This is a genomic window from Cellulomonas sp. NPDC057328 (assembly GCF_042667215.1).
Classification (GTDB): Bacteria; Actinomycetota; Actinomycetes; order Actinomycetales; family Cellulomonadaceae; genus Cellulomonas.
Genome location: NZ_JBHUZW010000049.1, coordinates 1 through 26,741 on the forward strand (window position 1 = coordinate 1; position 26,741 = coordinate 26,741).

Here is a 26,741-nt window from a genome sequence, read left to right on the forward strand (position 1 = left end):
GGCGGTGCGGCCCTCGTCGTCGTCCCCTCGCCGATTCCCGCGACCGCGGACGAATGCACCCAATCCCACTCTTGACGCCGACACCGGTCGCCGGGAATATCGACGCATCTCAATTGATCGATGTTCCGTCGGCAGGGGGGAAACGACGCCGTGGTGTCATGCGTGGTGGTATCGCCGTACGAAGCAGGGTTCCAACCGCTAGCAGCCGCGTGCGCGGCGGGCGCGGTCCGTGACGCGGGCGTGGAGGTGCACGGCTGGGACCAGGACCTGCGCCCCGAGGGCGCGCCCGCCGTCGACGCGGATCTCGTCCTCCTCTCCGTCCAGCAGTTCGAGTCGCTCGAACGAGCCGTGGACACGCTCCCGACCCTGCGGGGTCTGTACCCCGACGCGCAGGTGGTCGCCTTCGGGCAGTACGCGCAGATGAACTGCCGGCGGTTCCTGGACGACGTCGACGCCGTCCTCTTCGAGGAGCCCGAGCGCGTCGCGGACGCCCTGCGGGACGCCGCCGCGCAGCACCGCGCGGACGCCGTCCCCGGCGCCCTGACCCGCGCCGGCCTCACGCCGCGGCCGGCACGCGGGCGGCTGTCCTTCCCCGCGCCGGCCCGGGACCTCTTCCCCTCGCTCGTGCACTACGACGCCCACCACGGCGCTCGCGGTCTCGTGGGCAACATCGAGGCCACCCGCGGGTGCCACCACCGCTGCACGTACTGCTCGGTGTACGGCGCGTACGACGGGAAGGTCGCGACCTACGAGATCGAGCCGGTCGTCGCCGACGCCCTCGCGCTCGCGGAGGAGGGCGTGCGCCACTTCGTCTTCATCGACGCGGAGTTCTTCAACTCCCGCACCGTGGGCGAGGCGGTCGTCCGCCGGCTCCGCGAGGAGGTCGGCACGGACGTCACGTTCGAGTTCACGACGCGGATCGACCACATCCTCGACTACACGGACGAGCTGCGCCGCCTCGTCGACCTCGGCCTCGTCTCCGTGACGTCGGCGCTCGAGTTCCCCTCCGACCGCATCCTGCGGATCTTCGACAAGGGCATCGACACCGACGACATGCGGCGCGCCGTCGCCGAGGCACAGCGGCTCGGCTTCGACCTCATCCCGACCTTCATCCCCTTCACGCCGTGGGTCGAGTACGACGAGCTCCTGACCTTCGAGGATTTCCTCGTCGAGACGGGGCTCGCCCGGACCGCGCACCCCACCGTGCTGCAGACCCGTCTCCTGCTCTTCAAGGGCTCGCCCCTGCTGAGCTCCCCGTGGGTCCAGGACGTCCCCCTGCAGGACCGCGGGTTCTGGTTCGACTGGCGGCACGCCGACCCCCGCGTCGACGAGCTGTGGCAGTCCCGCCGGGACGACGCCGTCGGCGCCGGCGCCGTCCGATGCTGCGTGAAGTGCTGAGGAGCCGGAGATGACCGGAAGCGCACGCGTCACCGTCGACACCCGCGAGGAGCTCGCGGGCGGAGCCTGGTCCACCGACGTCGCGTCGGCCCCCGACGCCTGGCCGTACCTCTCGGCCCCCTGGCTGCGCGCCACCACGACGGCGCTCGCGGGCACCGCGTCACCGCTGCACGCCGTGGCGCACCGCGCCCGCGGCGAGGAGGCCTGGCTGCCGGGCTACCTGTTCAAGCAGCCGCCCGCGGTCGACTGGGACCCGCGGACCTACCTGGGGTGGGAACGCCCCGACGGGATGCAGGTCTGCTGCGGCGTCGAGTCCTCCGGCGACGCGACCGCCGAGGTCGCACGGTGGGGCGAGGACACGCTCTTCCCCGCGCTCGTCGTCGGCAGCCCCCTCGGCTACCGCAGCGAGGCGGCGTACTCGTTCTGGGCGCCGGGCCTCCTGGGCCGGCTGACGACGACGCTGCTCGAGGCCGCCCGCGCGAGCGGTGCGCGCAGCGTGGTGGCGCCGTGGGTGCCGCAGCGGAGCGGCAACGAGGAGGTCCTCGAGGCGTTCCGGGCCGCCGGCGGGAGCGACGCGTACTGGGGCCTCGACGACTACCTGCCCCTCGAGGCGGCGTCGTACGCGGAGCACGTCGCGCAGCAGCCCCGCAAGCGTCGCCAGCGCCTCGTCGGCGACCAGGCCGCGCTCGCCCGCGCCGGGCTCGAGATCCGGCGCGTCGCCGGCGCGGACCTCGAGCCCTACGCGGACCGCGTCGCCGAGCTGGTGTGCATGAACCGGGAGAAGAACGGTGCGGGCGAGGAGCCGCACCACATCAGCACGGTGCTGCGCGCGCTGCTCGCCGCGGGTGCGGAGCTGTGGGGCTACCTCGGGCTGCGTGACGGGGAGGTCGTCGCCGCGTGCGTCGCGATCCGACGCGGACGACGGCTGTTCGTCAAGTGGGCCGGCTTCGACTACGGCGTCCTCGGGACCCGGTCCGGCCTCTACTTCCCCTTCTGCTTCGACATGCCGCTGCGCGACGCCTACGGCGCCGGGCTGCGGTGGATGGAGCTCGGGTCGGGCGCGCACGAGGCGAAGACCCTGCGCGGCTGCCACAGCCGCACGGTGTCGACCGCGCTGTGGCTGGCGGACGAGGCCCTGCGCCCGCGCGCCGCCGAACTGCTCCGCGACTTCGGGCAGCGCCGCCGCCGGGCCTTCGACACCGACCCGGCACCGGCGCCGGCCCCCGTCCCGCTCGTCCTCACTCCCGCCTCGTCCTCGTCCTCGTCCTGCTGCGGAGGTCCCTCATGAGCCTGACCGTCATCCCGCTGTCCGGGTTCCTCGGCGCCGGCAAGACGACCACGATGGTGGCCGCGGCCGGCGTGCTGGGACGCGCCGGCCGGTCCGTCGCCCTCATCACCAACGACCAGGGCGCCGACCTCGTCGACACGGCGACCGCCCGCGCCCGCGTCGAGCAGGTGGACGAGGTCACCGGGGGCTGCTTCTGCTGCCGCTTCGAGGACCTGTCGACGCTCGTCGACCGCCTCGTCGCCGAGGGGGCCACCGACACCGTCGTGATCGAGGCGGTGGGCAGCTGCACGGACCTGCAGGCGACCGTCGTGCGGCCGCTGCGGCAGATCTACGGGGCCGACCTCGTCGTCGCGCCGCTGACCACCGTCGTCGACCCGTACCGGTTGCGCGCCTTCTCGCGGGCGTGGTCGCAGGGCGAGGAGTCCGAGCTCGCCTACCTCTTCGACCGCCAGCTGGCGGAGGCCGACGTCATCGCGGTGAGCCGCGCCGACGTCGCCGACCCCGCGCTGCTGGCCACGTGCGTGGCCACGGTCCGCGAGCGCTACCCGCACGCGCGGGTCGTCACCTGCTCGGGGCGGTCGGGGGTCGGGCTCGACGAGCTCGTGGAGGCGTGGACGCAGCCGGCCGCCGCGGAGCGCGACCTCGCCATCGACTACGACCGGTACGCCGCCGCCGAGGCGGCGCTGGCGTGGCTCAACCAGCGGTTCGTCGTCACGGCGCAGGACGTCACGGCGCTCGACCCGGTGCTGTGGTCGCGCACGGTCATGGAGGAGCTCCGCCGCGCGTGCGACGCCGGCGGGCACGTCGTGGGGCACGTCAAGCTCCGGACGTCCACGGCGGCGGGCGACGTCAAGCTGAGCCTCGTCGGCGGCGACGCGGTCCTCGACGAGCACGTCGACGGGCTCGTGGCGGACGCCGTCGCCGTGCTCAACACGCGCGTCGCGTGCGAGCCCGAGGAGATGGACACCATGCTCGCGCACGCCGTCGCCGCGGCCGACCGCGTGTGCGGTACCCGCACCCGTCGCGACGGCGACGCCCTGTCGTTCAAGCCCGGCTACCCCACGCCGGTCCACCGCCTGCCCGCCCAGGTCTGAGTCGAGGAGACGACGATGACGAGCAGCGACCTGCGTCCCGACGTCCGGGACAAGTACGCCGCCGCCGCGGCAGCCGCGCTCGAGGGCGGCTGCTGCGCCCCGAGCGACCCCGGCGTGATCGGCGCGACCCTCTATGCCGACGTCGGCCCCGACGTCGTGCCCGACACCGCCCTCCTGTCCAGCCTCGGTTGCGGCAACCCGACGGCCGTGGCCGCGCTCGCCCCCGGCGAGACGGTGCTCGACCTCGGCTCAGGCGGCGGGCTCGACGTCATCCTCTCGGCACGACGTGTCGGGCCCGCCGGGCGCGCCTACGGCGTGGACGCGCTGCCGGAGATGCTCGAGCTCGCGCGGCAGAACGCCGCGGAGGCGGGTGTCACGAACGTCGAGTTCCTCGAGGGCATGCTCGAGGAGGTCCCCCTGCCCGACGCGAGCGTCGACGTGGTCATCTCCAACTGCGTCATCAACCTCAGCGAGGACAAGCCGGCCGTGTTCGCCGAGATGGCCCGGGTGCTGCGCACCGGCGGACGCATCGGCGTCTCCGACGTCGTCGCGGAGGACCGCCTCACCGCCGCCGACCGCGCCGAGCGCGGCTCCTACGCCGACTGCGTCGCCGGCGCCCTGTCCGAGTCGGAGTACCGGGAGCTGCTGCGCGCGGCGGGCTTCCGCGACGTGACCGTCGAGTTCACGCACGCCGTCGCCGAGGGCATGCACGGCGCGATCGTGAGGGCGGCGCGGTGACCGGGCCGCTCCTCGCGCGCCGCGCGCTGGCCGAGCTCGTGGGCTCGGCGTGCCTGCTGATGATCGTCGTCGGCTCGGGCGTCGCCGCCACGCGCCTGACCGACGACGTCGGTCTCCAGCTCCTCGTGAACAGCACGACGACGGCGCTCGGGCTGACGGTGCTGATCGCCACGCTGGGGCCGGTGTCGGGCGCGCACCTCAACCCCGTGGTCACCGTCGCGCTCGTCGCCACCCGGCTGTGGCGCGCGACGCCCCGCGACGTCGCGGTGTACGTCACCGCCCAGCTCGTCGGCGCCGCGAGCGGCACCGTGCTCGCCAACCTCATGTTCGACCTGCCGGCCGTCACGGCAGCGACGACGGTGCGGTCCGCATCGTCGCTGTGGCTCGCGGAGGTCGTCGCGACGGCCGGGCTCGTGGGCGTGATCATCGGGCTGCTGCGCTCCGCGCGCGAGGCGTGGGTGCCCGCGATGGTCGGTTGCTACATCGGCGCCGCGTACTGGTTCACGTCGTCGACGAGCTTCGCGAACCCCGCGGTCACGCTCGCGCGCACGCTGAGCGACACGTTCGCCGGCATCGAGCTCGGCTCCGTCGCCCCGTTCCTCGCCGCCCAGGTGGCGGGTGCGGCGCTCGGGGCCGCCCTGGCCGTCGCCCTGCACCACCCGTCCGTGCTGGAACCGGACGCCGACGCGCCGCGCACGCCGCCGCCGCCGGACGCCGCGGTCGCCGTCACGGCCCGCACCGAGCACCTCCAGGGGGCTCCGATAAACTCGGACGCATGAATGAGGACCTGGAATTGTCGGTCGCCCAGGCGGCCGAATTCGCGACCTGGTTCCAAGCGCTCGCAGACCCGACGAGGATGCGGATCCTCAACCTCCTGGCCACCGCGAACAGAGAGCTGACGGTCACCGAGATCGTCGCGCGGCTCGGCCTCAAGCAGTCCACCACGTCGCACCACCTGAAAATCCTCCACGACGTCGGGTTCGCATTACGGCGACGTGAGGGGACGCAGATGTTCTATTACGTCAACGCGAACTGCCTCGAGCGATTCCCCACGGCTGCCGACATGGTGATGGGGCGGTTCCGCACCCCGTCGGACAAGACGGGCCCGGGCTGGCTCGCCAGCTGACCTGCAAGGAGCGCCCATGCGGACGGTCTGGTCCGAGACCACGTGGCTGACCGGTTTCGTCGTCGACGTGGTCGTCGAGCTGGCGCCGTGGTTCCTGCTCGCGATCGTCCTGGGCGTGCTCGTGCAGCACCTGGACCTCGACATGCTGGCCACCCGGGGGTTCGCCCGCAACGGCGTGCTCGGGGTGCTGACCACGGCCGCGATCGGGGCGCTGAGCCCCTTCTGCTCCTTCACCGTGATCCCGCTCATCAGCAGGCTGCTGCGGGCCGGCGTGCCGCTGTCCGCGATCATGGCGTTCTGGATCGCGTCCCCCGCCATGGACCCGGAGATCTACGCGCTGTCCGCCGCCGCGCTGGGCGTCGAGATCGCCACCGCGCGCCTGGTCGGGGCGCTGCTGCTCAGCGTCGGTGCGGGGCTCGTCGTCCTCGCGCTCGAGCGGCGCGGCCGGTTCGCGGACCCGCTGCGACCGTCCGTCGCCGCGGAGGGACGCGTGCGGACCGGCGGTCTGGTGGCGTCCACGGCGGCCCCCGCCCGCGCCGGTGCCGCGACCGTCGCGACACCGGCCACCCCGACGCCCGCCGCGACCACGGCGGTCGGTCCGCCGGCCGACGCGCCGGCGTGCGCCCCCGCCTGCGGCACCGACGCCGCCGACGCCGATCCGTGGTCCGACGACGACGGCCGCCCGTGGCGCACCGTCCTGGCGCAGCACGCGCGGCGCATCGACCGGCGCCGGTTCCTGCGCGACATCGTGCACGACCTGCACACGATGGGTCGCTGGCTGCTCCTCGCGATCGTGGTGATGGCGGTCATCGTGCGGTACGTGCCGGAGTCGGTCGTGACCGCCGTGCTGGGCGCGCAGGGCTGGACGGCGATCCCGGTGGCCGGTGTCGTCGCCACGCCGCTCTACCTCAACGGCGTGGGGGCCATCCCCGTGGTGCAGGGCCTGCTCCTGCAGGGCATGCTCCCCGCCGCGGCCGTGACCTTCCTGCTCGCCGGGGCGACGACGACGGTCCCCGCGATGGTCGCGGTGCGCTCCGTGGTCCGCTGGCGCGTCTTCGGGTTCTACCTGGCCGCCGCGTTCCTCGGCAGCATGCTCGTCGGCCTCCTCGCGCTGCCGTGGCTGTGACGCGCGGGCAGCGGCCGGCGGCGGGCGTCGCCCGGGCCGCGACGGGGACGGACGCGTTGCGGAGCGGCGCGTGGGACCGGCTCAACGGCGCGCACCTGTACACGAGCGCCGCGTGGCTCACCGCGTTCGCGGAGCTCGGCGGCATGACGCCCGTGAGCGCCGTCTCCGGCGACGGGACCGCCGGTGCCGTGGGCTACGACGCGCGCACGGCGGGCGTGAACCCGCGGTACACCCACGCCTGGCTCTACGAGGACGCCCTGCTCGCGCCCGTCGGGTCGTTCGCGATGCTGGGCGGGTGCTCCGGGTACGCGGGGCACCTGCCGCACGTGGCGGGCGCCCCTGCGGCGAGCCGCCGCGAGGCCCTCGCGGCCGTCGTCGACGAGATCCGCTCCCCCGTCACGCTGCTGGCGCACCTCACCGGCGAGGAGGCGGCGCAGGTCGTGGGGGCGGAGCTGCTGTCCGGTGCGCCCGCGCCGGTGCTCGGCATGGTCACGAGCGAGCTCGACCTCACGGGCATGCGCGAGTTCGACGACTACCTCGGCTCCCTCACGCGCTCGAGCCGGTCGACGGTCCGCGCGGACCTGCGCCGTACCGCGGACGCCGGCGTGGACGTCCGGGTCGAACGCCTGGCGGACGTGCTCGAGGAGGTCGCCCCGCTGCTGGGCTCCGTGCAGGCCCACCACGGCCACGACGGCTCCGCGGCCGGGGCGGCGGGCTACCTGCACCTGTGCCTCCACGGCGACCTCGCCGCGCACGCGTTCGCGGTGGTCGCGCGGACGCAGGGGCGCGCCGTCGCGTTCGCCCTCGGGTACCGGTGGCACGACACGGTGTTCATGCGCGTCAGCGGGCTGGACTACGACGTCGCCGGCCGGACCGCCGCCTACTTCGCGACGTACTTCTACACGCCCGTGCGGCTCGCGCTCGAGTGGGGGTGCGTGCGGGTCGACCTCGGCGGCGAGGCCCTCGAGAGCAAGACCCGGCGCGGCGGCGCGCTCGTCCCCCGGTGGTCCCTGTCGACCGGTGCGTCCGTCGACCGCGCCCGCGCCCGCGCCGTCACGGCGGCGCGGCTCGCCGACGTGCGTGCCGTCGCGGGCAGCGCCGTGACGGACGGCCGCGTCGCGGCGTGGCAGCGCCTGCACCAGGACCTGGACGGCCCGGCGCGCTCGACCGGCTGAGCGGCGCAGCCGCCGCCGTCCCCCGGACGGTCCCGCTCACGCCGACGGGCGCGCCTGCCACGTGCAGACGCACACCTCGTTGCCCTCGGGGTCGGCGAGCACCCAGAACGCCGGCACGGCGTGGTCGCTGACGAGCCGCCCGCCGGCGGCGATCGCGGCCGCCACGCGCTCCTCCGCGAGGTCGTGCGGCACGGTGACGTCGACGTGGAGGCGGTTGCGCTGCGGGCGCGGGGCGTCCATCTGCTGGAACCACACGGCCGGGCCCGTGCCCGCCGGGTCGACGAGGGCGTCGGGGTCGGTCGGGACGTCGCGGTAGGCGAGCACGGCCCGCCAGAACGGGCGCACGGCGGGGATGTCGAGGGCGTCGACCGCGATCTCGAGCACCTCGCTCGACGGCACGGCGGGCGTGAGGGCGAGCTCGTCCGCGAGCGCGGTGACGCTCGCGGCGAGGTCGACGTCGCGGGACGTCAGGCCGCCGACGTCGTGGCTGGTGGTCGTGACGGTGACCTGGCCGTAGCGCAGCAGCACGTCCGGGTGGTGGTCCGCCGCGTCGGCGGCCTCGGCGACGCGGGCGACGAACGCGGCACCCGTCGCCCAGTCCGGCGTGCGGAAGGTCGCGCGCAGCGTCGTGAGCAGGACGCGCCAGTGCCGCGCGTCGACGGCGGCGGTGACGGCGGAGTGCGGCAGGCGGACGTCGGCGTCGGTCATGCGCCCACCGTGCCAGCCGCCACCGACGCCGGCCAGGGCGTCGCCTAGCATCCGGGCATGACGGCCTCCCCCGCACCGGTCGCACGCGGCCCGTGGGCCGTCGCCATGCGGTGGTCGCACCTGCTGTTCGCGCACTGGCCGGTGCCGGTCACGGCGCTGCGGGGGCACGTGCCGCCGCAGCTCGAGCTCGACACGTTCGGCGGCGACGCGTGGCTCGGGGTCGTCCCCTTCACGATGACGGACGTGCGCCCGCGCGGGACGCCCGCCCTGCCGGGCCCCGGTGCGTTCCACGAGCTCAACGTGCGCACGTACGTGCGCCACCGCGGCGTGCCGGGGGTGTGGTTCTTCAGCCTGGACGCGGCGAGCCCGACGGCCGTCGAGGTGGGACGGGCGGGCATGCACCTCGCGTACCTGCGCGCGCGCATGTCCCTCACCGAGCGCGACGGACGGGTGCGGTACACGAGCGAGCGCGTCGACCGCCGCGCCCCGGCGGCGGAGCTGCGCGTGACGTACGGGGCGACGGGCCCGGCGGCACCGACGGCACCGGGCTCGCTCGAGCACTTCCTCACCGAGCGCTACGCGCTGTACGCGAGCGACCTGCCGCCGCGCGCCCCGCGCCGGCTCTGGCTCGGGGCGGTCGAGCACGCGCCGTGGCGTCTCGCACCCGCCGCGTGGGAGGTCGAGCGGAACACCATGACGGCGCCGCTGGGCGTCGACGTCGCGGGCCGCACGCCGCTCCTGCACGCCGCGGAGGGCGTGCTGCCCGTGCACGCGTGGGCGCGCCGCCGGGTCGCCTGACGCGCCCGGCGCCGGCGGTCAGCCCTCCGTGCGCGTCCGCACCGGGCGCCGCGCGTCCGCCCGGCCGTGCCGGGCCGCCTGCGCGACCCACCGGGCGCGGGTGGCCGCGCTCGAGGTGCGGACGCGGGCGTGGCGCGTGACGCCGACGGTCCGGATGCCGCAGAACCCGAGCGTCGCGTGGACGAGCGAGTGCACGGCCGCGCTGCGGTAGCGCAGGCGGTCCCACCACACCGGGCTGTCCATCGTCATGACGAGGCGCGCGGTGCGGCCGGCCAGCAGCTTGTCCCAGCCGAGGCCCGCGCCCCGGTGCCGGAACGCGAGCTGGGACAGGAACACCCGGTCGACGAACCCCTTGAGCACCGCGGGGTACGTCCCCCACCACTGCGGGAAGACGAGCACCACGTGGTCGGCGCGGCGCAGGGACGCGATCGCGGCGCGCACGTCGGGCTCGAGGTCCTGGTCGGGCCCCTCCCACCGCAGCGTCGACGGCCGGCGGGCCGCGACGTCGAACGTCGTCCCGCCGAGCGCCAGGAGCTCCACCTCCGCGCCCGCGTCGCGGGCCGCCGCCGCGTACGACGACGCGAGGGCGCCGCACAGGGAGTCGGTGCGGGGGTGCCCGAGGACGACGAGGACGCGCGGCGGCCGCGTGCCGGCGGGGACGGCGGCGGGGGCGCTCGCCGGGGCGGCGGTCACCGGCCCGGCGCCGTCGTCGGCACGGCGGCGAGCATCGCCTGCAGGTCCGCGTGCGTGCGCGCGACGTCGACGCCGGGGACGCCCGCGAACAGGGCCGTGAGCTCGCGGTCGAGCAGGTCCCCGGCGTCGCGCGCCAGGCGGGCGCCTGCCTCGGTCAGCGACAGCACGACCCGCCGCGCGTTCGCGGGGTCGGGCTCGGCGCGCACCAGCCCGCGTGCCACCAGCCCGGGGACCCGCTTGCTCACGGCGGCCTTCGAGACGCCGAGGCACGCGGCGAGCCGCGTGACGTCCTGCGGCTGGGTGTCCTCCAGGACCGCGAGGAACACGAGCTGGCTGAAGGTGAGGTCGCCGTGGTGCGCGGCGAGCAGCCGGTCGGCGTGGGCGTCGACCGCGTCGACGAGGTGGTGCAGCGTGGACGTGAACCTGTCGGCCATGCGGCGAGTCAACCGGTTGACACTCTGCGTGTCAACGGGTTGACGATATCTCCGTGGGGGCGGCGGGCTACGCCAGCGCCGCGCGGACCGCCCGCACCACCGGCCACGCCGCCGCCGCCGTCGTCCCGGCGATCGTCCACGTCGTCGCCGTCGCCGGGTCGTGCCGCGAGAGGAACGAGACGCCGGCGTCCTCGCCGACCAGCTGCACGGCGTCGCCGCCGGGCAGCCACACGCCGAGCCCGTAGGAGTAGTCGTCGTCGTCGTCCGTGCTGCGCGGCGCGCGCATCGCCGCGACGACGTCGTCCGGGACGACCCGGCCGCCCAGCAGCGCCTCCCAGAACCGCTCCATGTCGTGCGTCGTGGTGTACGCGCCGCCGTCCCCGCCGCCGACGACGGGCAGGTGGTGCACGTTCGTCAGCCACCGCCCGTCGACCCGGACGTAGCCGACCGCCGCGTCACCGGGCAGCGCGTCCGACCGCGGGTACCCGGTGCTCGTCGTCCCGGCGGGGTCGAGCACGCGCTCCTGCACCAGCCGGTGGAACGGCACGCCGGACGCACGCTGCGCGAGCAGCGAGAGCAGCACGAACCCGGCGTTGCTGTACGCGAAGCGCTCCCCCGCGGGGAAGACCGCGGGGTGCCCGTCGAGGAGCGGCAGGTAGTCCTCGGGCGACACGAGGCGGTGCACCGGCACGGGCATGAGGTACTCGGCGAGGTCCGCGTCGTCGTCGAGGTACTCGCCGATCCCGGACCGGTGCGAGAGCAGGTGCTCGACCGTCACGTCGTCGGGGACGAGCGGCAGGTCCGCGCCGAGCAGCGAGCGGGCCGTGGTCCCCAGGGTCAGGGTGCCGTCGGCCACGAGGGACAGGACGGCGACCGCGGTGAACCCCTTGCAGCCGCTCGCGGTGGCGAAGCGGTGCCCGGGCGTCATCGGCAGACCGTGCCGGCGGTCCGCGAGGCCCCACGCCGCGTCCAGCAGGACCTCGCCGTCGCGGACGACGCGCGCGACGACCCCGCCCGCGCCGTCGGACGTGTCGGGACCGGAGCACACGGCCTCCGTCGCGGCGTGCAGCAGGTCGGCGGGCGTCGCGGGAGCCATGCCCGCCACGGTAGGCGCCGGTCCCCGCGGGCGTCGCCGCCTTTCCCCTGCGGCGGGACGCAGGTCCCGGGTGCGGCCTCGCCGCGTGCCGCCGCGAGACCCCCGTCACACCCGAGGGGACTTTCATCCCACCTCTTCCGGGCACGGCGTCCCTAGCGTCGGAGACAGCGACGGACGACTCCAGCGTCCGCCCCCGCCCCACCGACCAGGGAGCACCTCGTGTCCGAGACCACCAGGAAGAAGGCCCCGGCGAAGGCCGCGGGCGCCGTCGCGACCCCCACCGCCGCGGCCGCCACCACGCCGGCCCCCGGCACCGCGCTCGGCGCGACCGACGACGCGACCGTGGCCGCGGCGATCGACCAGCTCGTCGCCAACGCCGCCAAGGCGCTCGCCGAGTTCGAGCGCATGACGCAGGAGGACGTCGACCGCTGCGTGAAGAAGGGCGCGGTCGCCGCGCTCGACCAGCACGGCGTGCTGGCGAAGCTGGCGGTCGAGGAGACCGGCCGCGGCGTCTTCGAGGACAAGGCCGTGAAGAACATCTTCGCGTGCGAGCACGTCACGAACTCGATGGCGAACCTCAGGACGGTCGGCGTCATCAGCGTCGACGAGCTCAACGGCATCACGGAGATCGCCGAGCCCGTCGGCGTGATCGCCGGCATCACGCCGGTGACCAACCCGACGTCGACGGCGATCTTCAAGGCGCTGATCTCCCTCAAGACGCGCAACCCGATCGTCTTCGCGTTCCACCCGAGCGCCCAGCGGTGCTCGATCGCCGCGGCCCGCGTGGTGCGCGACGCCGCCGTCGCCGCCGGTGCGCCCGAGCACTGCATCCAGTGGGTCGAGACGCCGTCGCTCACGGCCACGAGCGCGCTCATGAACCACCCGGGCGTCGCGACGATCCTCGCCACCGGCGGCAACGCGATGGTGAAGGCCGCCTACTCCTGCGGGAAGCCGGCGCTCGGCGTCGGCGCGGGCAACGTCCCCGCCTACGTCGAGAAGACCGCCAAGCTCGGCCGGGCCGTCAACGACATCGTGCTGTCCAAGGCGTTCGACAACGGGGTGATCTGCGCGTCCGAGCAGGCCGCCATCGTCGACGACGAGATCTACGACGCCGCGATGGCCGAGTTCGCCCGCCTGCACGCCTACCGCACGAACCCCGCCGAGAAGGCGATGCTCGAGCGGTTCGTCTTCGGCGTCGAGGCGGACGGCGGGAACTGCGCGGGGGCGCGGCTGAACCCGGCGGTCGTCGGCAGGAGCCCGGTCTGGATCGCCGAGCAGGCGGGCTTCACCGTGCCCGCCGACACGTCGATCATCCTCGCCGAGGTCTCCGGCGTCGGGCCGGCCGAGCCGCTGACCCGCGAGAAGCTCTGCCCCGTCCTCGCCGTCCTGCGTGCGACGAGCACCGAGCACGGGATCAGCCTCGCCGAGCAGATGGTGGAGTTCGACGGCCTCGGCCACTCGGCCGCCATCCACACCCAGGACGAGGCGCTGACCGTCGAGTTCGGCAGGCGGGTCAAGGCGATCCGCGTCATCTGCAACGCACCGTCGTCCCTCGGCGGCATCGGCGACATCTACAACGCGTTCATCCCGTCCCTGACGCTGGGCTGCGGCTCCTACGGCCACAACTCCGTCTCGAACAACGTGTCGGCGGTCAACCTCGTGAACATCAAGCGCGTCGGGCGCCGCAACAACAACCTGCAGTGGTTCAAGGTCCCGGCCAAGACGTACTTCGAGCCGAACGCGATCCGCTACCTCGCGGACATGCCCGACGTCGAGCGGGTCACGATCGTCACCGACGCCACCATGACGACGCTCGGCGTCGTCGACCGCGTGATCGACGTGCTCAACCGCCGCGGCAACAGGGTCGCGCTGCAGATCATCGACCAGGTGGAGCCCGAGCCGTCGGTGCGCACCGTGCAGGCCGGTGCCGCGCAGATGCGCCACTTCCGCCCCGACACGATCATCGCGCTCGGCGGCGGGTCGCCCATGGACGCCGCCAAGGTGATGTGGTTGCTGTACGAGCACCCGGAGATCGTCTTCTCCGACCTCAAGCAGAAGTTCTTCGACGTCCGCAAGCGCGCGTTCAAGTTCCCGGTGCTGGGCGACCTCGCCAAGCTCGTGTGCATCCCGACCACGTCCGGCACGGGCGCGGAGGTCACGCCGTTCGCGGTGATCTCCGACCCCGACGCGGGCAAGAAGTACCCGCTGGCGGACTACGCGCTGACCCCGACGGTCGCGATCATCGACCCCGTCCTCACCTCGAAGATGCCGCGCTCGCTGGCCGCCGACTCGGGCTTCGACGCCCTGACGCACGCGACCGAGGCGTTCGTGTCGGTCTACGCGAACGACTTCACGGACGGCATGGCCCTGCAGGCGATCCGCCTGATCTTCGACAACCTGGCCCAGTCGGTGAACGGCGACCCGGCGGACCCGCTGACCAAGGACGCGCGGGAGAAGATGCACAACGCGGGGACGATCGCCGGCATGGCGTTCGGCAACGCGTTCCTCGGCATCGTGCACGCGATGGCGCACGTCATCGGCTCGACGTACCACCTGGTGCACGGCCGCACGAACGCCACGCTCCTGCCGCACGTGATCCGGTACAACGGCACGGTCCCGACCAAGCTCACGAGCTGGCCGAAGTACGAGCGCTACGTCGCCCCCGAGCGGTTCCAGCAGATCGCGCAGATGCTCGGCCTGCCGGCCGCGACGCCGGAGGAGGGCGTCGAGTCCTACGCCCGGGCCGTCGAGTCGCTGCGCGCGAAGGTGGGCATCCCGGCGTCCTTCCAGGCCCAGGGCGTCGACGAGCGGGAGTTCCTGCGCCGGCTCGACGAGGTCGCCATGGGCGCCTACGAGGACCAGTGCGCTCCCGCCAACCCGCGGATGCCCATGATCGACGACATGAAGGACCTCATGACCGCGGCCTACTACGGCACGTCGCTGGAGGACGTCCGGGGCCGCAGCGAGCGCACGGAGGGCTGACCGACTCCCCGACGGTCCTCCCCCGCCCTCCCGGGGCGCCTCCGTCGACGCTCGCACCGACGCCCCCCGCCGTACCGGCGGGGGGCGTCGTCGTGCGCGCTCCGTCGTCGTGCACGCTCCGCCGCGGAACCCCGCCCACCTGCGCGGATGAGACGTCGATGAGGACGACGGGCGGGGCGCCCCCGCGACCGGCAGACTGTGGCGCCGGCCGCCCCACCCCCTCCGCACGGTCCCCCGGGCGGCCGCGAGCCGCACGACGACGACCCCAGGAGGTCCCCGTGGCAGCGCACCGCACGCCCGTCCCGTCCCGCCCGCTCGGCACCCTGGCCGCGCTGCGCCCCGGCGCCCCGGCCCCGCTGCGCAGCCGCGCCGTCGGCGTCGCCGCCGCCGCGCTCCTCACTCTCGGGCTCGCGGCCTGCACCGACGCCGACGTCGACCAGGTCGCCGACGAGATCGGCAGCGCCGCGCAGGGCGCCGCCGACGACATCACGTCCGCCGGCGACGCGATCCAGCAGGCGCTCGCGGACGCCGAGGCGGACGTGGCCGGCGCCCGGACGCGGATCGACGAGGCGCGCGCGTCGCTCGGGTCGCTCGACGACCAGGCCCGCGCGCAGGCCGACGAGGCCGTCACGTCGGCGCAGTCTGCGGTCGACCAGGCCGAGGCCGCGCTCACGCAGGCGAAGGCCGAGGGCGAGGCGCAGTCGGCGACGGCCGTGGCCGAGGCGCGCGAGAAGGTCGCCGCGGCCGAGGCGGAGCTCGACGCCGCGACCGCGAGCGCCGGCGCCGAGGGCGGCGACGCGCTCCGCTCGCTCGCCGACCAGCTCGCCACGCTCGGGAGCGACCTCGAGGCGGCCACGGCCGGCTGACGCCCTCTCCGACGCGCACGGCGGCGGGCACGGCGACGGGCACGGCGACGGGCACGGGCGGCGGCGCGGGTGATCTTCACGACGCGCCGCCGCACGGCTCGTCCCACGCTCCCGTCGTGCCGATGGTGGGGTCATGGCAGCACGGAACCCGGTCCGCGCGGTGCGGCACCACCCCGTCGAGTGGTGGGTGGTGGCCGCGTGGGCGTCCCTCGCCCTGCTCGTCGTCGGCGGGCTGCTCGCCGCGGCCGGCGTCCTCTGACGCACCCCCGCCCGCCCGGCACGGGGCGCGCCGGTCGTGCGCGCCCCTAGGCTCACGACGGTGACGACCTCCCCCGTCCCGCCGCGCTGGCAGCAGGTCGCCGCCGCGGCCGGCCTGCTCGACGCCGACGGCGGCGTGCGCGCCACCGTCTTCGCCGAGATGTCGGCGCTCGCGGCCCGCACGGGTGCGCTGAACCTCGGGCAGGGCTTCCCCGACGTCGACGGGCCCGCCCCGGTCGCGCGCGCCGCGGCCGACGCGGTGCTCGCGGGGCACAACCAGTACCCGCCCGGTCCCGGGATCCCCGCGCTGCGGCAGGCGGTCGCGGCGCACCAGGCCGCGCGGTACGGCACCACGCTCGACCCCGACCGCGAGGTCCTCGTGACGACGGGCGCGACCGAGGCCCTCGCCGCGGCGGTGCTCGCGCTGACCGGGCCCGGCGACGAGGTGCTCACGCTCGAGCCGTTCTACGACTCCTACGCCGCGGTCGTCGCGATGGCCGGCGCCCGGCACACCACCGCGCCGCTGGTCGCGACGCCCGACGGCTTCCGGCTCGACGCCGACGCGCTGGCCGCGGCCGTCACGCCGCGCACCCGGCTGCTGCTGCTCAACTCGCCGCACAACCCGACGGGCGCGGTGCTGCGCCGCGACGAGCTCGAGGTCGTCGCGCGCCTGGCCGTCGCCCACGACCTGCTCGTCGTGACGGACGAGGTGTACGAGCACCTGACGTTCGACGTGCCGCACGTGCCGCTCGCGACGCTGCCCGGCATGGCGGGGCGGACGCTGACCGTCTCGTCGTCGGGCAAGACGTTCTCGTTCACCGGCTGGAAGATCGGCTGGGTCACCGGCCCGGAGGAGCTGGTCACGGCCGTGCGCACGGTCAAGCAGTTCCTCACGTACGTCTCGGGCGCGCCGTTCCAGCCGGCCGTCGCCGCGGCCCTCACCGACCCCGCCGCGCTCGCGTGGGTGGACGACCTCGTGGCGTCGCTCGCCGGGCGGCGCGACCTGCTCGCGGCGGGCCTGCGCGACGCCGGGTTCGACGTCGTCCGCCCCGACGGCACCTACTTCGTGCTCGCCGACGCCGCCCCCCTCGGGTACGCGGACGGCGTGGCGCTGTGCCGAGACCTGCCGGCGCTCGCGGGCGTCGTCGGCGTGCCGGTCCGCGCCTTCACGCACCCGGGGTCGGCCGCCGACCGGGCGCTCGGCTCGTGGGTGCGGTTCACGTTCGTCAAGCGCCGCGAGGTGCTCGAGGAGGCGGTGACCCGGCTGGCCCGGCTGCGCACGGCCGTGTGAGGCGGCGGAGGCAGGGGACGCCCCCGCCTCCCCCGCCCGCCGTCAGGTCAGCTGCCAGGCACCGCCGCGCCGGAACGCGGGGGTGGCGAGCGCGAGCACCAGGAGCGCGAGCACCGACGCCGCCGCCATGACGCCCGTCATCGCGAGCGCGTCGCCGCCCAGCAGGCCGGAGACCGGGCTCACGAGGCCGGACACGCCCGCCTGGCAGGCGCCGATGAAGGCGGCGGCCGTGCCGGCGACCTCGCCGTGCCGGCCGAGCGCGATGCTCGACGCGTTCGGCGGCGCGAAGTTGACCAGCGCGAGCACGAACCACAGCACCACGAGGAGCGCCCACAGCCCGCCGGCGCCCGTCGCCCCCAGCACCAGCAGAACGCCCGACAGCAGCACGACGCCCACCTGCGCGGCCCGCAGGATGCGGATGGGCGCGACCCGCCGGACGATCGCGGCGTTGACCTGCGCCCCGACGACCAGGCCGATCCCGTTGACGGCGAAGACCAGCGAGAACTGGTGCTCGGAGAGCCCGTAGCCCTCGCGCAGCACGAACGGCGACGCGACGACGTAGCTCATGAGCACGGCCATGTTGAGACCGGGCAGCACCGCGAGCGCGACGAAGTGCCGGTCGCGCAGGAGGGTGCGGTACCCCGACAGCGCCGTGCGGAAGCCACCGGCGCGACGCCGCTCGGCGGGCAGCGTCTCGGGCATCTTCGTCAGGACGACGACCCACAGGCCGGCGCCGAAGACCGCGAGTGCGAAGAAGACGGCGCGCCACCCCCACTGCCCGGCGATGAGCCCGCCGACCGACGGCGCGAACAGCGGCGCGACGCCGATGACGAGCATCAGCCGGGACATCAGGCGCGACGCGTCGGAGCCCACGAACCGGTCGCGGATGAGCGCCATCGCGACGACCGACGCCGACGCGTTGAAGAACCCCTGGAGCATGCGCAGCGCGACCAGCGGGACGATCGCCGGTGCGATCGCGCACAGCAGCGACGTGACGACGTGCAGCGCGACACCCACGAGCACGGGCGCGCGCCGGCCGAACCGGTCGGACAGCGGGCCGATGACGAGCTGGCCGACGGCCCCGCCGAGCAGCATGCCGGTCATGGTGAGCTGCGCCGCGGCGGCGGACGTCCCGAGGTCGCGCGCCACGTCGGGCAGCGACGGCAGGTAGATGTCGGTCGAGACGGCGGGCAGCGCGGTCATCGAGCCGAGGAGCAGGACGTAGCGCCAGTCGGGGCGGTACGTCGGGGAGCCGGGGGCGGGGCCCGCGGCGGAGGTGCCGCCGGCCTCGGCGCGCGCGTCGGGCGGGGTCGCGGCGCGGGCCTCCGGTGGTGCGGTCACCTGCACCTCGGGGCGCGCGGGTGCGTCGGCGCGCGACGTGCCGGGGGCGACGGCGTCGGGGGCGTGTCCTGGTGCGGGGTCGGGCTGCAGTGGCATCACCGCCATCGTCGCACCGTCTCGCGGGAGTCAGCGAATCGATTCGACCTTCTCGGTCCCGCCGTCGCCCGGGCGCCCGCCGCACCGGCCGAGGCCGTCCGAGGCCGTCCGGGTGACGGCCCCGTCACGAAGCGCCGCCCGCCTCCAGCGCGGGCGCCGCCGCGCCGATGGGCCCACGTGAGCTACGACATCCTGCTCGTCGCGCGGCGCCCCGGGCAGACGTTCGACGAGGCGCTCGACGGCGGCGGCGACGGCGGCCCCCTCGGTCCCGAGCGTCTCGCGCAGTGGGCGCGCATCGAGACCCGCGCCCGTGCGCTGCTGGGGGACGTGCTCGTGCACGTCGACCCCGAGCGGGGCGCCGAGCTGTCGCACGAGGCCACCGGCCTCCAGGTCGAGCTGTACGCCGACCAGGGCGCCGTGGCGTACCCGTACTGGGAGCACGAGGACCGCGCCGCGTTCCACCGGCTGGTGCACGCCCTGGTCGCGGTCGTCGTGGAGGAGACGGGCCTCGAGGCGTACGACCCGCAGACGGACGCGCCCTTCGACGGCGTGCCCGACGACCGCGTCGGCGTCGAGGGCACCGCGGCGATCGTGGCCGAGCGCGGCGCCCGCGCGTCCGGCGTCCCCGCCGCCGACGTGCCGGCCGTCCCGGACGCGGCCCTGACGCGGTGGCGCCCCGCCCCGGGGCGCGCGCCCGGCCCGCGGGAGCCGCTCACCGGCGGGAACCAGCGCACCCGCGCGCTGCGGTACCTGGTGTGCGGCGCGCTCGTCGTCCTGCTCGCCGGCGGGCGCGTGCTCGGGGGCGACGTGACGGCGTGGTCGGTCGCGCTCCTCGCGGGCGGGCTGCTCGACGTCGGGATCGGGGTCGTGGTCTGGCGGCGGTGGGTGTCCCCCGGCCGGTGACGCCCGCGCCCCCTCCCCGCCGGGCGACGTGTCGGTGGGCGGTGGGAGAGTGTCCGGCATGTGCGGCCGCTACGCGTCCTTCCGCGAGGACCAGGAGATCGCGGACGAGTTCGCGGTCGCGACGATCGCCGACGACGTCCGGCTGCTGCCGCCGTCGTGGAACGTCGCGCCCACCGACGGCGTGCGGATCGTCGTCGAGCGCGCGGACCGCGCGACGGGCGAGATCACGCGCCAGCTGCGGGTCGCCCGCTGGGGGCTCGTGCCGTCGTGGGCGAAGGACCCGTCGGTGGGCGCGCGGATGATCAACGCGCGGGTCGAGACGCTGGCCGAGAAGCCGGCGTTCGCGAAGCCCTTCGGCGTGCGCCGGGCCCTCCTGCCCGCGGACGGCTACTACGAGTGGCAGCGCCTCGAGGCACCCGAGGGCGCGCCGCGCAGCCGGCGCACCGCCAAGCAGCCGTACTGGATCCACCCGGCGGACGGCGACCTCGCCGCGCTCGCCGGCCTGTACGAGTTCTGGAAGGACCCGACCAAGGACGACGACGACCCCGACCGGTGGATCGTCTCGGCCACGGTCGTGACGCGGCCTGCGGCGACCGAGGCGCTCGCCGCCATCCACGACCGGCAGCCGCTCATGCTCCCGCGCGACCGCTGGGCGGCGTGGCTCGACCCCGCCGTCGACGCGGACGAGGCCCGCGCGCTGCTCGACGTCACCCCGCCCGACCTCGTCGCGACCCCCGTGTCGACGCGCGTCAACGCGGTCGCGAACAACGGGCCGGACCTGGTCGACCCCGTGGGCGAGGACGTGCACCCGTCCTGAGGCGCGCGCGCCTTACTGCGTCGGCGCGGGCGCGAGCCGGTACGGCGTGATCTCGCCGATCCCCGCCAGGTCGCGCACCGGCAGCTTCTCGAGCGCGAAGCGCGGGTCCCCGCCCAGCACGGCGGCGGTGCCGGCGTCCACCAGCACGCTGCTGGGGTCCGCCACGTCGGTCAGCCGCGCCGCGAGGTTCACGACCGGCCCGAACACGTCGCCGAACCGCGACAGCACCCGGCCCCACACGAGGCCGACGCGCACCGGCGTGACCCCGCGCGCGCCCTCGGCGAGGCCGCCCACGCCGCGCTCCGCGTCGACGTCGAGGGACGTGCCGAACGCGTCGGCGAGCCCCAGCGCCACGCGCGCACCGACGCCCGGCGTGTCGGCGATGAACAGCACCGCGTCGCCGATCGTCTTGACGACGCGGCCGCCCGCGCCGACCACGACGTCCCGCGCCGCCGCCTCGAAGCGCTGCACGAAGTGCGACAGGTCCGTCGAGCCGAGCCCGGCCGTGCGGCGCGTGAACGACACCATGTCGGCGAACCCGACGGCCCGCGCCAGCGGCAGCCGTCCCGTCTCCCCCGCCTGCTCGCGCATCTCGCCGAACTCGGCGGCGTACCGGTCGGCGACCGCGGCGAGCTGGCGCCGGTAGGAGTGCAGCAGCTGCTGCTCCAGCACGGGCGCGAGGTCCTTGAGCCGGTCGAGGACCAGCAGCCGCGCGCTCGTGTCGTCGAGCGCGTACCGCGCCGCCATGTCCTCCACGAGCGCCTCCACCTGCCACAGCGCGAGGCGGTCGGACGTGTGGCCGAGGGCGCGCACCACCGTCACCACCGTCGGCAGCGCCAGCCCGTGCGTGCGCAGCAGGGAGCCCGCCAGGCGGATGGCCTCGGCGTCGCGCTCGGTGAACAGCGGCTCGTCGTCGGCGCCCGCCGGCAGGCCGAGCGTGCGCCAGAACGTGCGGACGAGGTCGATCTCGATGCCGTAGCGCTCGGCGAGGTCCCGCGCCGTCATCGTGCGGGGACCGCCGAGGAGGAGGTCGTCGAGCTCGCCGGTGGTGCCCTGGCGCGGCGCGTCGCCGGCGCTGCGCGCGGCGGCCGGCCCCGTGCCGGGCGCGTGCGTGGGGTCGGCCGTGACCGGGACCTCCTGAGGGGCCGCCGCCCGGGGTCCGGGTGCGCCGCCGACGCCGTCGTGCACGGGAGGAGCCTAGTTCACCGGCTCCCGCCCGCACCGGCGCGGTCCGGCGGGACGACCGGCCCCGCGCGGGCCCGTGCGTCCGCGCGGCCGGCTCGTGCGGCCGCGTCAGGCGCCGCGGACGTGCCGCACGTCGCCCGCGTGCACGACGTGCTCGCGGCCGTCCGCGTCGGCGACGACCAGCGCGCCGTCGGCGTCGAGGCGGAGCGCCGTGCCCCGCAGCGTGGAGCCGTCGGGCAGCTCGACGGCCACCTCGCCGCCCAGCGTGGTGCACACCGCCGCGACCTCGTCCGCCAGCCCGGTGGCCGCGGCGTCGCCGCCGCCGTCCGCCCACCGGGACGCCACCTCGTGCAGCGCGGTGACGAGCGCCGCGAGCACGGTCGCGCGGTCCGTGTCGCGGGCGCCCGCGAGCGCGAGCGACGTCGCCCACGGGACGGGCAGCTCGTCCGCGGCCTGGTCGACGTTGACCCCGATCCCCACGGCGACGGCCGGCCCCGGCCCGGCGTCCGGGACGACCTCCGCGAGAATTCCGGCGACCTTGCGGGCGGTGCCCCAGCCCTCGACGTCGGCCGCGTCGGCGCCGAGGTCGACGAGCACGTCGTTCGGCCACTTGAGCACGGCCCGCACGCCCGTGGTGGCGCGCAGGGCGCGGACGGTGCCGAGGCCCGCGAGCAGCGGCAGCCACCCGAACGTGCCGGGTCCCGACCGCGGCCGGGCGACGAACGTGCACGTCAGCGCGGCCCGGGCGGGCGTCTCCCAGGACCGGCCGGTGCGCCCGCGCCCCTGCGTCTGGTGGTCCGCGACGAGGAGGCTCGCGTGCGGCCACGCGGCGGGCTCCCGGCGCAGCGCGGCGACGACGTCGGCGTTCGTCGACGCGGTGGCGTCCACGACGTCGAGCCGGGCGAGCGGGCCGGCCGGGGCGAGCAGGAGCGCGCGCAGGGCGGAGACCTCGAGCGGGAGGCGGGCGGACGTCACGCGGTCATCATGGCGCAGCCGTGCCCGGGTGTCCCCGCGCGGGGGGCCGAGGACGACCGGCGTCGGTTGTGGGGTCCCCACAGCACGCTCCGGGCAACACGGTCCCTCGTGTGCACACGGGTGGTGGACACCGACAACTAGCCTTCGTCGGGTGACCTCGACCGATCCCGCAGCACCCGGCCGCACCACCGCGGGCCTGCTCGCCGACCTGGAGGCCCGCCGCGCGGCCGCGGTCGACGCGGCCGAGGAGGCCGCCGCCGCGAAGCAGCACGCCCGTGGCAAGAAGACCGCCCGCGAGCGCGTCGAGCAGCTGCTCGACCCCGGCTCGTTCACCGAGATCGACGCCTTCGCGCGGCACCGGTCGACCAACTTCGGACTCGAGAAGCGGCGCGTCGCCGGCGACGGCGTCGTGGTCGGGCACGGCACGGTCGACGGCCGGCCCGTCGCGGTCTACTCGCAGGACTTCACGGTGTTCGGCGGCAGCCTCGGCGAGGTCCACGGGCAGAAGATCGCGAAGGTCATGGACCTCGCGCTGCGCACCGGCGTGCCGCTCGTCGGCATCAGCGACGGCGGCGGCGCGCGCATCCAGGAGGGCGTCGCGGCGCTCACCCAGTTCGCCGAGATCTTCCGGCGCAACGTGGCCGCCTCGGGCGTGATCCCGCAGATCAGCCTCATCCTCGGGCCGTCCGCGGGCGGCGCCGTGTACTCGCCCGCGCTGACGGACTTCATCGTCATGGCCGACGGCACGTCGAACATGTTCATCACCGGCCCGGACGTGATCCGCGCGGTCACGGGCGAGGACGTGGGCTTCGAGGAGCTCGGCGGCGCCACCACGCACTCGACGAAGTCCGGCGTCGCGCACTACATGGCGTCCGACGAGGACGACGCGATCGACTGGGTGCGCTCGCTGCTGTCGTACCTGCCGCAGAACAACCTCGCCGACCCGCCCGCGTACCCGCACGAGTCGCCGACCGAGGTCACCGAGGACGACCTCGCGCTCGACACGCTCGTGCCCGACTCGGACAACCAGCCGTACGACATGCACACGGTGCTCGAGCACGTGCTGGACGAGGGCGCGCTGCTCGAGGTGCAGGCCCTGTACGCGCAGAACGTGGTCGTCGGGTTCGGGCACGTCGACGGGCAGCCCGTCGGGGTCGTGGCGAACCAGCCGCAGCAGATGGCCGGCACGCTCGACATCGACGCGGCGGAGAAGGCGGCGCGGTTCGTGCGCACGTGCGACGCGTTCGGCATCCCGGTGCTGACGTTCGTCGACGTCCCGGGGTTCCTGCCCGGCACCGACCAGGAGTGGAACGGCATCATCCGCCGCGGCGCGAAGCTCATCTACGCGTACGCCGAGGCGACGGTCCCGCTCGTCACCGTCATCACGCGCAAGGCGTACGGCGGCGCGTACATCGTCATGGGCTCCAAGCAGCTCGGCGCCGACGTGAACCTCGCGTGGCCGACCGCGCAGATCGCCGTCATGGGCGCCGGCGGTGCGGTGAACATCCTGCAGCGCGGTGCGCTCAAGGCCGTCGCGGACGCCGGCGGCGACGTCGACGCGGAGCGCCGCCGGCTCACCGCGGAGTACGAGGACGCGATCGTCCACCCCTGGGAGGCGGCCGACCGCGGCTACGTCGACGCGGTGATCGCGCCGTCGCAGACCCGCAGCGAGATCGTCAAGGCGCTGCGGCTGCTGCGGACGAAGCGCGCGAGCCTGCCCCCCAAGAAGCACGGGAACATCCCGCTGTGAGCACCGAGCCGGAGCCCACGGGCGCGCCCGACGAGCACGACCCCGCCAGCCACGGGCGCGAGCCGCTCGAGGGCGTCGACGCCGCCGACCTGCACGCGGCGGTCGACGCCCTGTCCGCCGCGCTGCACGCGTACGTCGAGACGGCGGTCGGCGTCCGCGCGGAGTTCGGTGCGCGCGAGGCGGACGAGGACCCGCGGGTGCTCGCGCTCGAGCAGCGCGTCGGCGGGCTCAACGCGGGGCTGTACGACCTGCTGCACAGCCGCCTGGGCCTGCACGCGGACCTCACCGGCATGACGTGGGACGACCGCGACGACACCACGTCCGAGCCGGGCGAGCGGGACACGTTCCACCTGGGCTTCGTCGTGGAGCTGCCCGGCGGCGTCACCGACCTCACGCTCGACGCGGTGCTCGACGTCGTCGACGACGGCGGCGCGCAGATCACGCAGCAGCTCGTGGACCGCGGGTTCGTCGTCGGCGAGTGGGGCGCCGGGCGGGGTGCGCCCGTGCTGCTCGACGACGAGGACGAGGAGGACGAGTGAGCGCGCCGACCGACGGGCCGGCCGGACCGGCCGCGCGGGGTGACGCGCACGTGCAGGTGGTGCGCGGCACGCCGGACGACGTGGAGCTCGCGGCGCTCGTCGCCGGGCTCGTCGCCGCCGCCTCCGGGCACGACGGTGCGGACGGCGCGCACGCGCACGACCGCGACGACGCCGACCGCGCCGCCCGCGCCCGCTGGACCGCGCCCGGCCGCCTGCGCGGCACCGTGCCGCCGGTGCGCGGCGCGGACGCGTGGCGCTGGAGCCTGCACCCCTGACGCCGCCCCGGCGCCCGGGCGCCCCGCGTACCGCGGCTAGGGTGCCGGGGTGAGCACGCTGCCCCCGTCCGGTCCCAGCCGCACCCCCACCCCGGTCGACGCCGTCGCCGACGCGTACGTCGCCGCGCTCGCGCGGCTGCACCCGATCGAGGCCACCCACCTGGGCGTCCCCGGGTACGAGCGGGAGCTGCCCGACTTCTCCCCCGACGGGCACGCGGCCCGCGCCGAGCAGCGCCGGTCCACCCTCATCGCGCTGGAGGGCCTCGCCGCCGCCGACGACGTCGACACCGTGACGCTCGCCGCCATGCGGTTCGCCCTGCGCACCGACCTCGACCTGCACGACGCCGGCGAGGACGAGCGCCGGCTCAACAACATCGCGTCCCCGGCGCAGGCGGTCGCCGAGGTCTTCGACCTCATGGCCACCGACACCGAGCAGGCGTGGGACGACGTCGCCGCCCGCCTGCGCGCCGTCCGCGGCGCGCTCGCCGGGTACACGACGTCGCTGCGGGCCGCCGCGGAGCGGGGGCACGTCGCCCCGGTGCGCCAGGTGCACGCCGTCGTCGAGCAGGCCCGCGGCCTCGCGGACGCGGACGCCTCGGCGCTCGCCCGGCTCGTGCGCGGCGCCGACGCCACGGCCGTCCTCGGGGACGACCACCCGCTGCGCCGGGACCTCGAGGCGGCGTCCGCGGACGCCCGCGCGGCGTACGGCGAGCTCGCCGCGTTCCTCGCGGACGAGCTCGCGCCGCGTGCCCCCGAGGCCGACGCGGCCGGGCGCGACCGGTACGCGCTGTGGTCGCGGCACTGGGTCGGCGCGACGCTCGACCTCGAGGAGACCTACGCGTGGGGGCTCGAGGAGCTCGCGCGCGTCCAGGCCGAGCAGGCGGAGCTCGCCGCGCAGGTCGCCGGCCCCGGCGCGAGCGTCGAGGAGGCGGTCGCCGTGCTCGACGCCGACCCGGCGCGCACGCTCACCGACACCGCGGCGCTGCAGGCGTGGATGCAGCGCACGTCCGACGCCGCGGTGGAGGCGCTCGACGGCACCCACTTCGACATCCCCGTGCCCGTGCGCACCCTCGAGTGCCGCATCGCGCCGTCCCGCACGGGCGCCATCTACTACACGGGCCCGAGCGACGACTTCAGCCGGCCCGGTCGCATGTGGTGGTCCGTCCCCGAGGACGTCACGACGTTCCACACCTGGCGCGAGCTGACGACCGTCTACCACGAGGGCGTCCCGGGCCACCACCTGCAGATCGCGCAGGCCGTGCACGAGCGCGCGACCCTCAACCAGTGGCGCCGCCTCGCGTCGTGGACGTCCGGCCACGGCGAGGGCTGGGCGCTGTACGCCGAGCGGCTCATGGCCGACCTCGGCTTCCTCGACGACCCGGGCGACCGGCTCGGCATGCTCGACGGGCAGCGCCTGCGCGCCGCGCGCGTCGTCTTCGACATCGGCGTGCACCTGGGCCTGCCCGCACCGGCGGCGTACGGCGGGGCCTGGACGCCCGCGAGCGCGTGGGACTTCCTGCGCGCGAACGTCAACATGTCCGACTCGTTCGTGCGGTTCGAGTACACGCGCTACCTCGGCTGGCCGGGGCAGGCGCCGTCGTACAAGGTCGGCCAGCGCCTGTGGGAGCAGGCCCGGGACACCGCGCGCCGGCAGGCCGCCGAGCGCGGCCAGGCGTTCGACCTGCGCGACTTCCACGCGCGGGCGCTGCGGCTCGGCTCGGTGCCGCTCGAGATCCTGCCGTCGGCGCTCGGCGTCTGAGGCGCGGGTCGCCCGAGGCGCCGATCGCCC

At 75.6% G+C, this 26,741-nt stretch carries 26 protein-coding genes; 19 read left to right on the top strand and 7 right to left on the bottom strand.

Going from position 1 to position 26,741, the window contains the following annotated elements:
* The first annotated feature begins 120 nt into the window (after positions 1 to 120).
* Genes ACFUMH_RS10545 through ACFUMH_RS10580 form a run of 8 tightly spaced genes read left to right on the top strand, consistent with a single transcriptional unit; the run spans position 121 to position 7,945 of the window.
* Entirely contained in the window at positions 121 to 1,398 is a 1,278-nt protein-coding gene (locus tag ACFUMH_RS10545) for an RCCLKC-tail radical SAM protein (protein WP_378204488.1), read from the top strand.
* A 10-nt stretch (positions 1,399 to 1,408) separates the two neighbouring features.
* On the top strand, positions 1,409 to 2,686 hold the full coding sequence (locus ACFUMH_RS10550; RefSeq protein ID WP_378204492.1) for a peptidogalycan biosysnthesis protein: 1,278 nt from the start codon (positions 1,409 to 1,411) through the stop codon (positions 2,684 to 2,686).
* The gene (locus ACFUMH_RS10555) at positions 2,683 to 3,780 is read left to right on the top strand and encodes a GTP-binding protein (RefSeq protein ID WP_378204495.1); all 1,098 of its coding nucleotides are present in this window, start codon (positions 2,683 to 2,685) and stop codon (positions 3,778 to 3,780) included. Before ACFUMH_RS10550 ends, ACFUMH_RS10555 begins: the two co-directional genes overlap by 4 nt.
* Positions 3,781 to 3,795: 15 nt before the next feature.
* Positions 3,796 to 4,518, top strand: a complete 723-nt coding sequence (gene arsM / locus ACFUMH_RS10560; RefSeq protein ID WP_378204498.1) for an arsenite methyltransferase — start codon at positions 3,796 to 3,798, stop codon at positions 4,516 to 4,518.
* A complete protein-coding gene (locus tag ACFUMH_RS10565) occupies positions 4,515 to 5,297 on the top strand; it encodes an aquaporin (RefSeq protein WP_378204501.1) in 783 nt (260 codons plus the stop codon). The genes arsM and ACFUMH_RS10565 overlap by 4 nt, the downstream gene beginning before the upstream one ends.
* The gene (locus ACFUMH_RS10570) at positions 5,294 to 5,644 is read left to right on the top strand and encodes an ArsR/SmtB family transcription factor (RefSeq protein WP_378204505.1); all 351 of its coding nucleotides are present in this window, start codon (positions 5,294 to 5,296) and stop codon (positions 5,642 to 5,644) included. The genes ACFUMH_RS10565 and ACFUMH_RS10570 overlap by 4 nt, the downstream gene beginning before the upstream one ends.
* 16 nt (positions 5,645 to 5,660) lie before the next feature.
* Complete coding sequence (locus ACFUMH_RS10575; protein ID WP_378204508.1) at positions 5,661 to 6,770, top strand: permease; 1,110 nt, start codon at positions 5,661 to 5,663, stop codon at positions 6,768 to 6,770.
* Positions 6,767 to 7,945 carry a GNAT family N-acetyltransferase gene (locus ACFUMH_RS10580; RefSeq protein WP_378204511.1) on the top strand — a complete coding sequence of 393 codons (1,179 nt, stop codon included), beginning with the start codon at positions 6,767 to 6,769 and terminating at the stop codon, positions 7,943 to 7,945. Before ACFUMH_RS10575 ends, ACFUMH_RS10580 begins: the two co-directional genes overlap by 4 nt.
* Positions 7,946 to 7,981: 36 nt before the next feature.
* Here the strand turns inward: ACFUMH_RS10580 and ACFUMH_RS10585 are convergent, their stop codons facing one another.
* Positions 7,982 to 8,653 (bottom strand): VOC family protein, encoded by a 672-nt coding sequence (locus tag ACFUMH_RS10585; RefSeq protein WP_378204514.1) that lies wholly within the window; start codon positions 8,651 to 8,653, stop codon positions 7,982 to 7,984.
* 57 nt (positions 8,654 to 8,710) lie between these two features.
* Here ACFUMH_RS10585 and ACFUMH_RS10590 point away from each other — a divergent pair, with 57 nt between their 5' ends.
* A complete protein-coding gene (locus tag ACFUMH_RS10590; RefSeq protein ID WP_378204517.1) occupies positions 8,711 to 9,451 on the top strand; it encodes a YqjF family protein in 741 nt (246 codons plus the stop codon).
* An 18-nt stretch (positions 9,452 to 9,469) separates the two neighbouring features.
* On the opposite strand, the gene ACFUMH_RS10595 is transcribed toward ACFUMH_RS10590, so the two are convergent.
* The 3 genes from ACFUMH_RS10595 to ACFUMH_RS10605 form a co-directional block, all read right to left on the bottom strand.
* Positions 9,470 to 10,144: an NAD(P)H-dependent oxidoreductase gene (locus ACFUMH_RS10595; protein ID WP_378204520.1), complete on the bottom strand. Its 675-nt coding sequence runs from the start codon at positions 10,142 to 10,144 to the stop codon at positions 9,470 to 9,472.
* Positions 10,141 to 10,578: a MarR family winged helix-turn-helix transcriptional regulator gene (locus ACFUMH_RS10600; protein WP_378204523.1), complete on the bottom strand. Its 438-nt coding sequence runs from the start codon at positions 10,576 to 10,578 to the stop codon at positions 10,141 to 10,143. The genes ACFUMH_RS10595 and ACFUMH_RS10600 overlap by 4 nt, the downstream gene beginning before the upstream one ends.
* A gap of 67 nt (positions 10,579 to 10,645) precedes the next feature.
* Entirely contained in the window at positions 10,646 to 11,674 is a 1,029-nt protein-coding gene (locus ACFUMH_RS10605) for a serine hydrolase domain-containing protein (protein ID WP_378204526.1), read from the bottom strand.
* A 219-nt stretch (positions 11,675 to 11,893) separates the two neighbouring features.
* Here ACFUMH_RS10605 and adhE point away from each other — a divergent pair, with 219 nt between their 5' ends.
* The 4 genes from adhE to ACFUMH_RS10625 all read left to right on the top strand — a co-directional run bounded on the left by adhE (position 11,894) and on the right by ACFUMH_RS10625 (position 17,071).
* Complete coding sequence (gene adhE / locus ACFUMH_RS10610) at positions 11,894 to 14,656, top strand: bifunctional acetaldehyde-CoA/alcohol dehydrogenase (protein ID WP_378204529.1); 2,763 nt, start codon at positions 11,894 to 11,896, stop codon at positions 14,654 to 14,656.
* A gap of 278 nt (positions 14,657 to 14,934) precedes the next feature.
* Positions 14,935 to 15,522, top strand: a complete 588-nt coding sequence (locus ACFUMH_RS10615) for a hypothetical protein (RefSeq protein ID WP_378204532.1) — start codon at positions 14,935 to 14,937, stop codon at positions 15,520 to 15,522.
* Between the two features lie 133 nt (positions 15,523 to 15,655).
* On the top strand, positions 15,656 to 15,781 hold the full coding sequence (locus ACFUMH_RS10620) for a molybdopterin oxidoreductase (protein ID WP_378204535.1): 126 nt from the start codon (positions 15,656 to 15,658) through the stop codon (positions 15,779 to 15,781).
* 60 nt (positions 15,782 to 15,841) lie between these two features.
* Complete coding sequence (locus ACFUMH_RS10625; protein WP_378204538.1) at positions 15,842 to 17,071, top strand: pyridoxal phosphate-dependent aminotransferase; 1,230 nt, start codon at positions 15,842 to 15,844, stop codon at positions 17,069 to 17,071.
* Between the two features lie 42 nt (positions 17,072 to 17,113).
* Here ACFUMH_RS10625 and ACFUMH_RS10630 read toward each other — a convergent pair whose 3' ends face one another.
* Positions 17,114 to 18,508 (bottom strand): Bcr/CflA family efflux MFS transporter, encoded by a 1,395-nt coding sequence (locus ACFUMH_RS10630; protein WP_378204540.1) that lies wholly within the window; start codon positions 18,506 to 18,508, stop codon positions 17,114 to 17,116.
* 177 nt (positions 18,509 to 18,685) lie between these two features.
* Between ACFUMH_RS10630 and ACFUMH_RS10635 the strand changes: the two genes are divergently transcribed.
* Together ACFUMH_RS10635 and ACFUMH_RS10640 are read left to right on the top strand one after the other, a co-directional pair.
* A complete protein-coding gene (locus ACFUMH_RS10635; RefSeq protein ID WP_378204543.1) occupies positions 18,686 to 19,411 on the top strand; it encodes a hypothetical protein in 726 nt (241 codons plus the stop codon).
* A gap of 58 nt (positions 19,412 to 19,469) precedes the next feature.
* Entirely contained in the window at positions 19,470 to 20,228 is a 759-nt protein-coding gene (locus tag ACFUMH_RS10640; RefSeq protein ID WP_378204546.1) for an SOS response-associated peptidase, read from the top strand.
* Positions 20,229 to 20,240: 12 nt separating this feature from the next.
* Here ACFUMH_RS10640 and ACFUMH_RS10645 read toward each other — a convergent pair whose 3' ends face one another.
* Positions 20,241 to 21,416: an adenylate cyclase regulatory domain-containing protein gene (locus ACFUMH_RS10645; protein ID WP_378204549.1), complete on the bottom strand. Its 1,176-nt coding sequence runs from the start codon at positions 21,414 to 21,416 to the stop codon at positions 20,241 to 20,243.
* A gap of 105 nt (positions 21,417 to 21,521) precedes the next feature.
* The gene (locus ACFUMH_RS10650; protein ID WP_378204552.1) at positions 21,522 to 22,388 is read right to left on the bottom strand and encodes a biotin--[acetyl-CoA-carboxylase] ligase; all 867 of its coding nucleotides are present in this window, start codon (positions 22,386 to 22,388) and stop codon (positions 21,522 to 21,524) included.
* A 151-nt stretch (positions 22,389 to 22,539) separates the two neighbouring features.
* On the opposite strand from ACFUMH_RS10650, the gene ACFUMH_RS10655 reads away from it, so the two are divergent.
* The 4 genes from ACFUMH_RS10655 to ACFUMH_RS10670 are packed head-to-tail and all read left to right on the top strand — an operon-like array spanning position 22,540 to position 26,711.
* Positions 22,540 to 24,138 carry an acyl-CoA carboxylase subunit beta gene (locus tag ACFUMH_RS10655; RefSeq protein WP_378204555.1) on the top strand — a complete coding sequence of 533 codons (1,599 nt, stop codon included), beginning with the start codon at positions 22,540 to 22,542 and terminating at the stop codon, positions 24,136 to 24,138.
* A complete protein-coding gene (locus ACFUMH_RS10660; protein WP_378204558.1) occupies positions 24,135 to 24,677 on the top strand; it encodes a hypothetical protein in 543 nt (180 codons plus the stop codon). The genes ACFUMH_RS10655 and ACFUMH_RS10660 overlap by 4 nt, the downstream gene beginning before the upstream one ends.
* A complete protein-coding gene (locus ACFUMH_RS10665) occupies positions 24,674 to 24,952 on the top strand; it encodes an acyl-CoA carboxylase epsilon subunit (RefSeq protein WP_378204561.1) in 279 nt (92 codons plus the stop codon). The genes ACFUMH_RS10660 and ACFUMH_RS10665 overlap by 4 nt, the downstream gene beginning before the upstream one ends.
* 49 nt (positions 24,953 to 25,001) lie before the next feature.
* Positions 25,002 to 26,711 (top strand): DUF885 domain-containing protein, encoded by a 1,710-nt coding sequence (locus ACFUMH_RS10670; protein WP_378204564.1) that lies wholly within the window; start codon positions 25,002 to 25,004, stop codon positions 26,709 to 26,711.
* Positions 26,712 to 26,741 lie beyond the last annotated feature (30 nt).

Bases quoted from the DNA above. Each gene is read 5' to 3' on its own strand.
- ACFUMH_RS10545 (WP_378204488.1), top strand. From the start codon at position 121: ATGTTCCGTCGGCAGGGGGGAAACGACGCCGTGGTGTCATGCGTGGTG.
- ACFUMH_RS10550 (WP_378204492.1), top strand. From the start codon at position 1,409: ATGACCGGAAGCGCACGCGTCACCGTCGACACCCGCGAGGAGCTCGCG.
- ACFUMH_RS10555 (WP_378204495.1), top strand. From the start codon at position 2,683: ATGAGCCTGACCGTCATCCCGCTGTCCGGGTTCCTCGGCGCCGGCAAG.
- arsM (WP_378204498.1), top strand. From the start codon at position 3,796: ATGACGAGCAGCGACCTGCGTCCCGACGTCCGGGACAAGTACGCCGCC.
- ACFUMH_RS10570 (WP_378204505.1), top strand. From the start codon at position 5,294: ATGAATGAGGACCTGGAATTGTCGGTCGCCCAGGCGGCCGAATTCGCG.
- ACFUMH_RS10575 (WP_378204508.1), top strand. From the start codon at position 5,661: ATGCGGACGGTCTGGTCCGAGACCACGTGGCTGACCGGTTTCGTCGTC.
- ACFUMH_RS10585 (WP_378204514.1), bottom strand. From the start codon at position 8,653: ATGACCGACGCCGACGTCCGCCTGCCGCACTCCGCCGTCACCGCCGCC.
- ACFUMH_RS10590 (WP_378204517.1), top strand. From the start codon at position 8,711: ATGACGGCCTCCCCCGCACCGGTCGCACGCGGCCCGTGGGCCGTCGCC.
- ACFUMH_RS10600 (WP_378204523.1), bottom strand. From the start codon at position 10,578: ATGGCCGACAGGTTCACGTCCACGCTGCACCACCTCGTCGACGCGGTC.
- ACFUMH_RS10605 (WP_378204526.1), bottom strand. From the start codon at position 11,674: ATGGCTCCCGCGACGCCCGCCGACCTGCTGCACGCCGCGACGGAGGCC.
- ACFUMH_RS10620 (WP_378204535.1), top strand. From the start codon at position 15,656: ATGGCAGCACGGAACCCGGTCCGCGCGGTGCGGCACCACCCCGTCGAG.
- ACFUMH_RS10630 (WP_378204540.1), bottom strand. From the start codon at position 18,508: ATGCCACTGCAGCCCGACCCCGCACCAGGACACGCCCCCGACGCCGTC.
- ACFUMH_RS10640 (WP_378204546.1), top strand. From the start codon at position 19,470: ATGTGCGGCCGCTACGCGTCCTTCCGCGAGGACCAGGAGATCGCGGAC.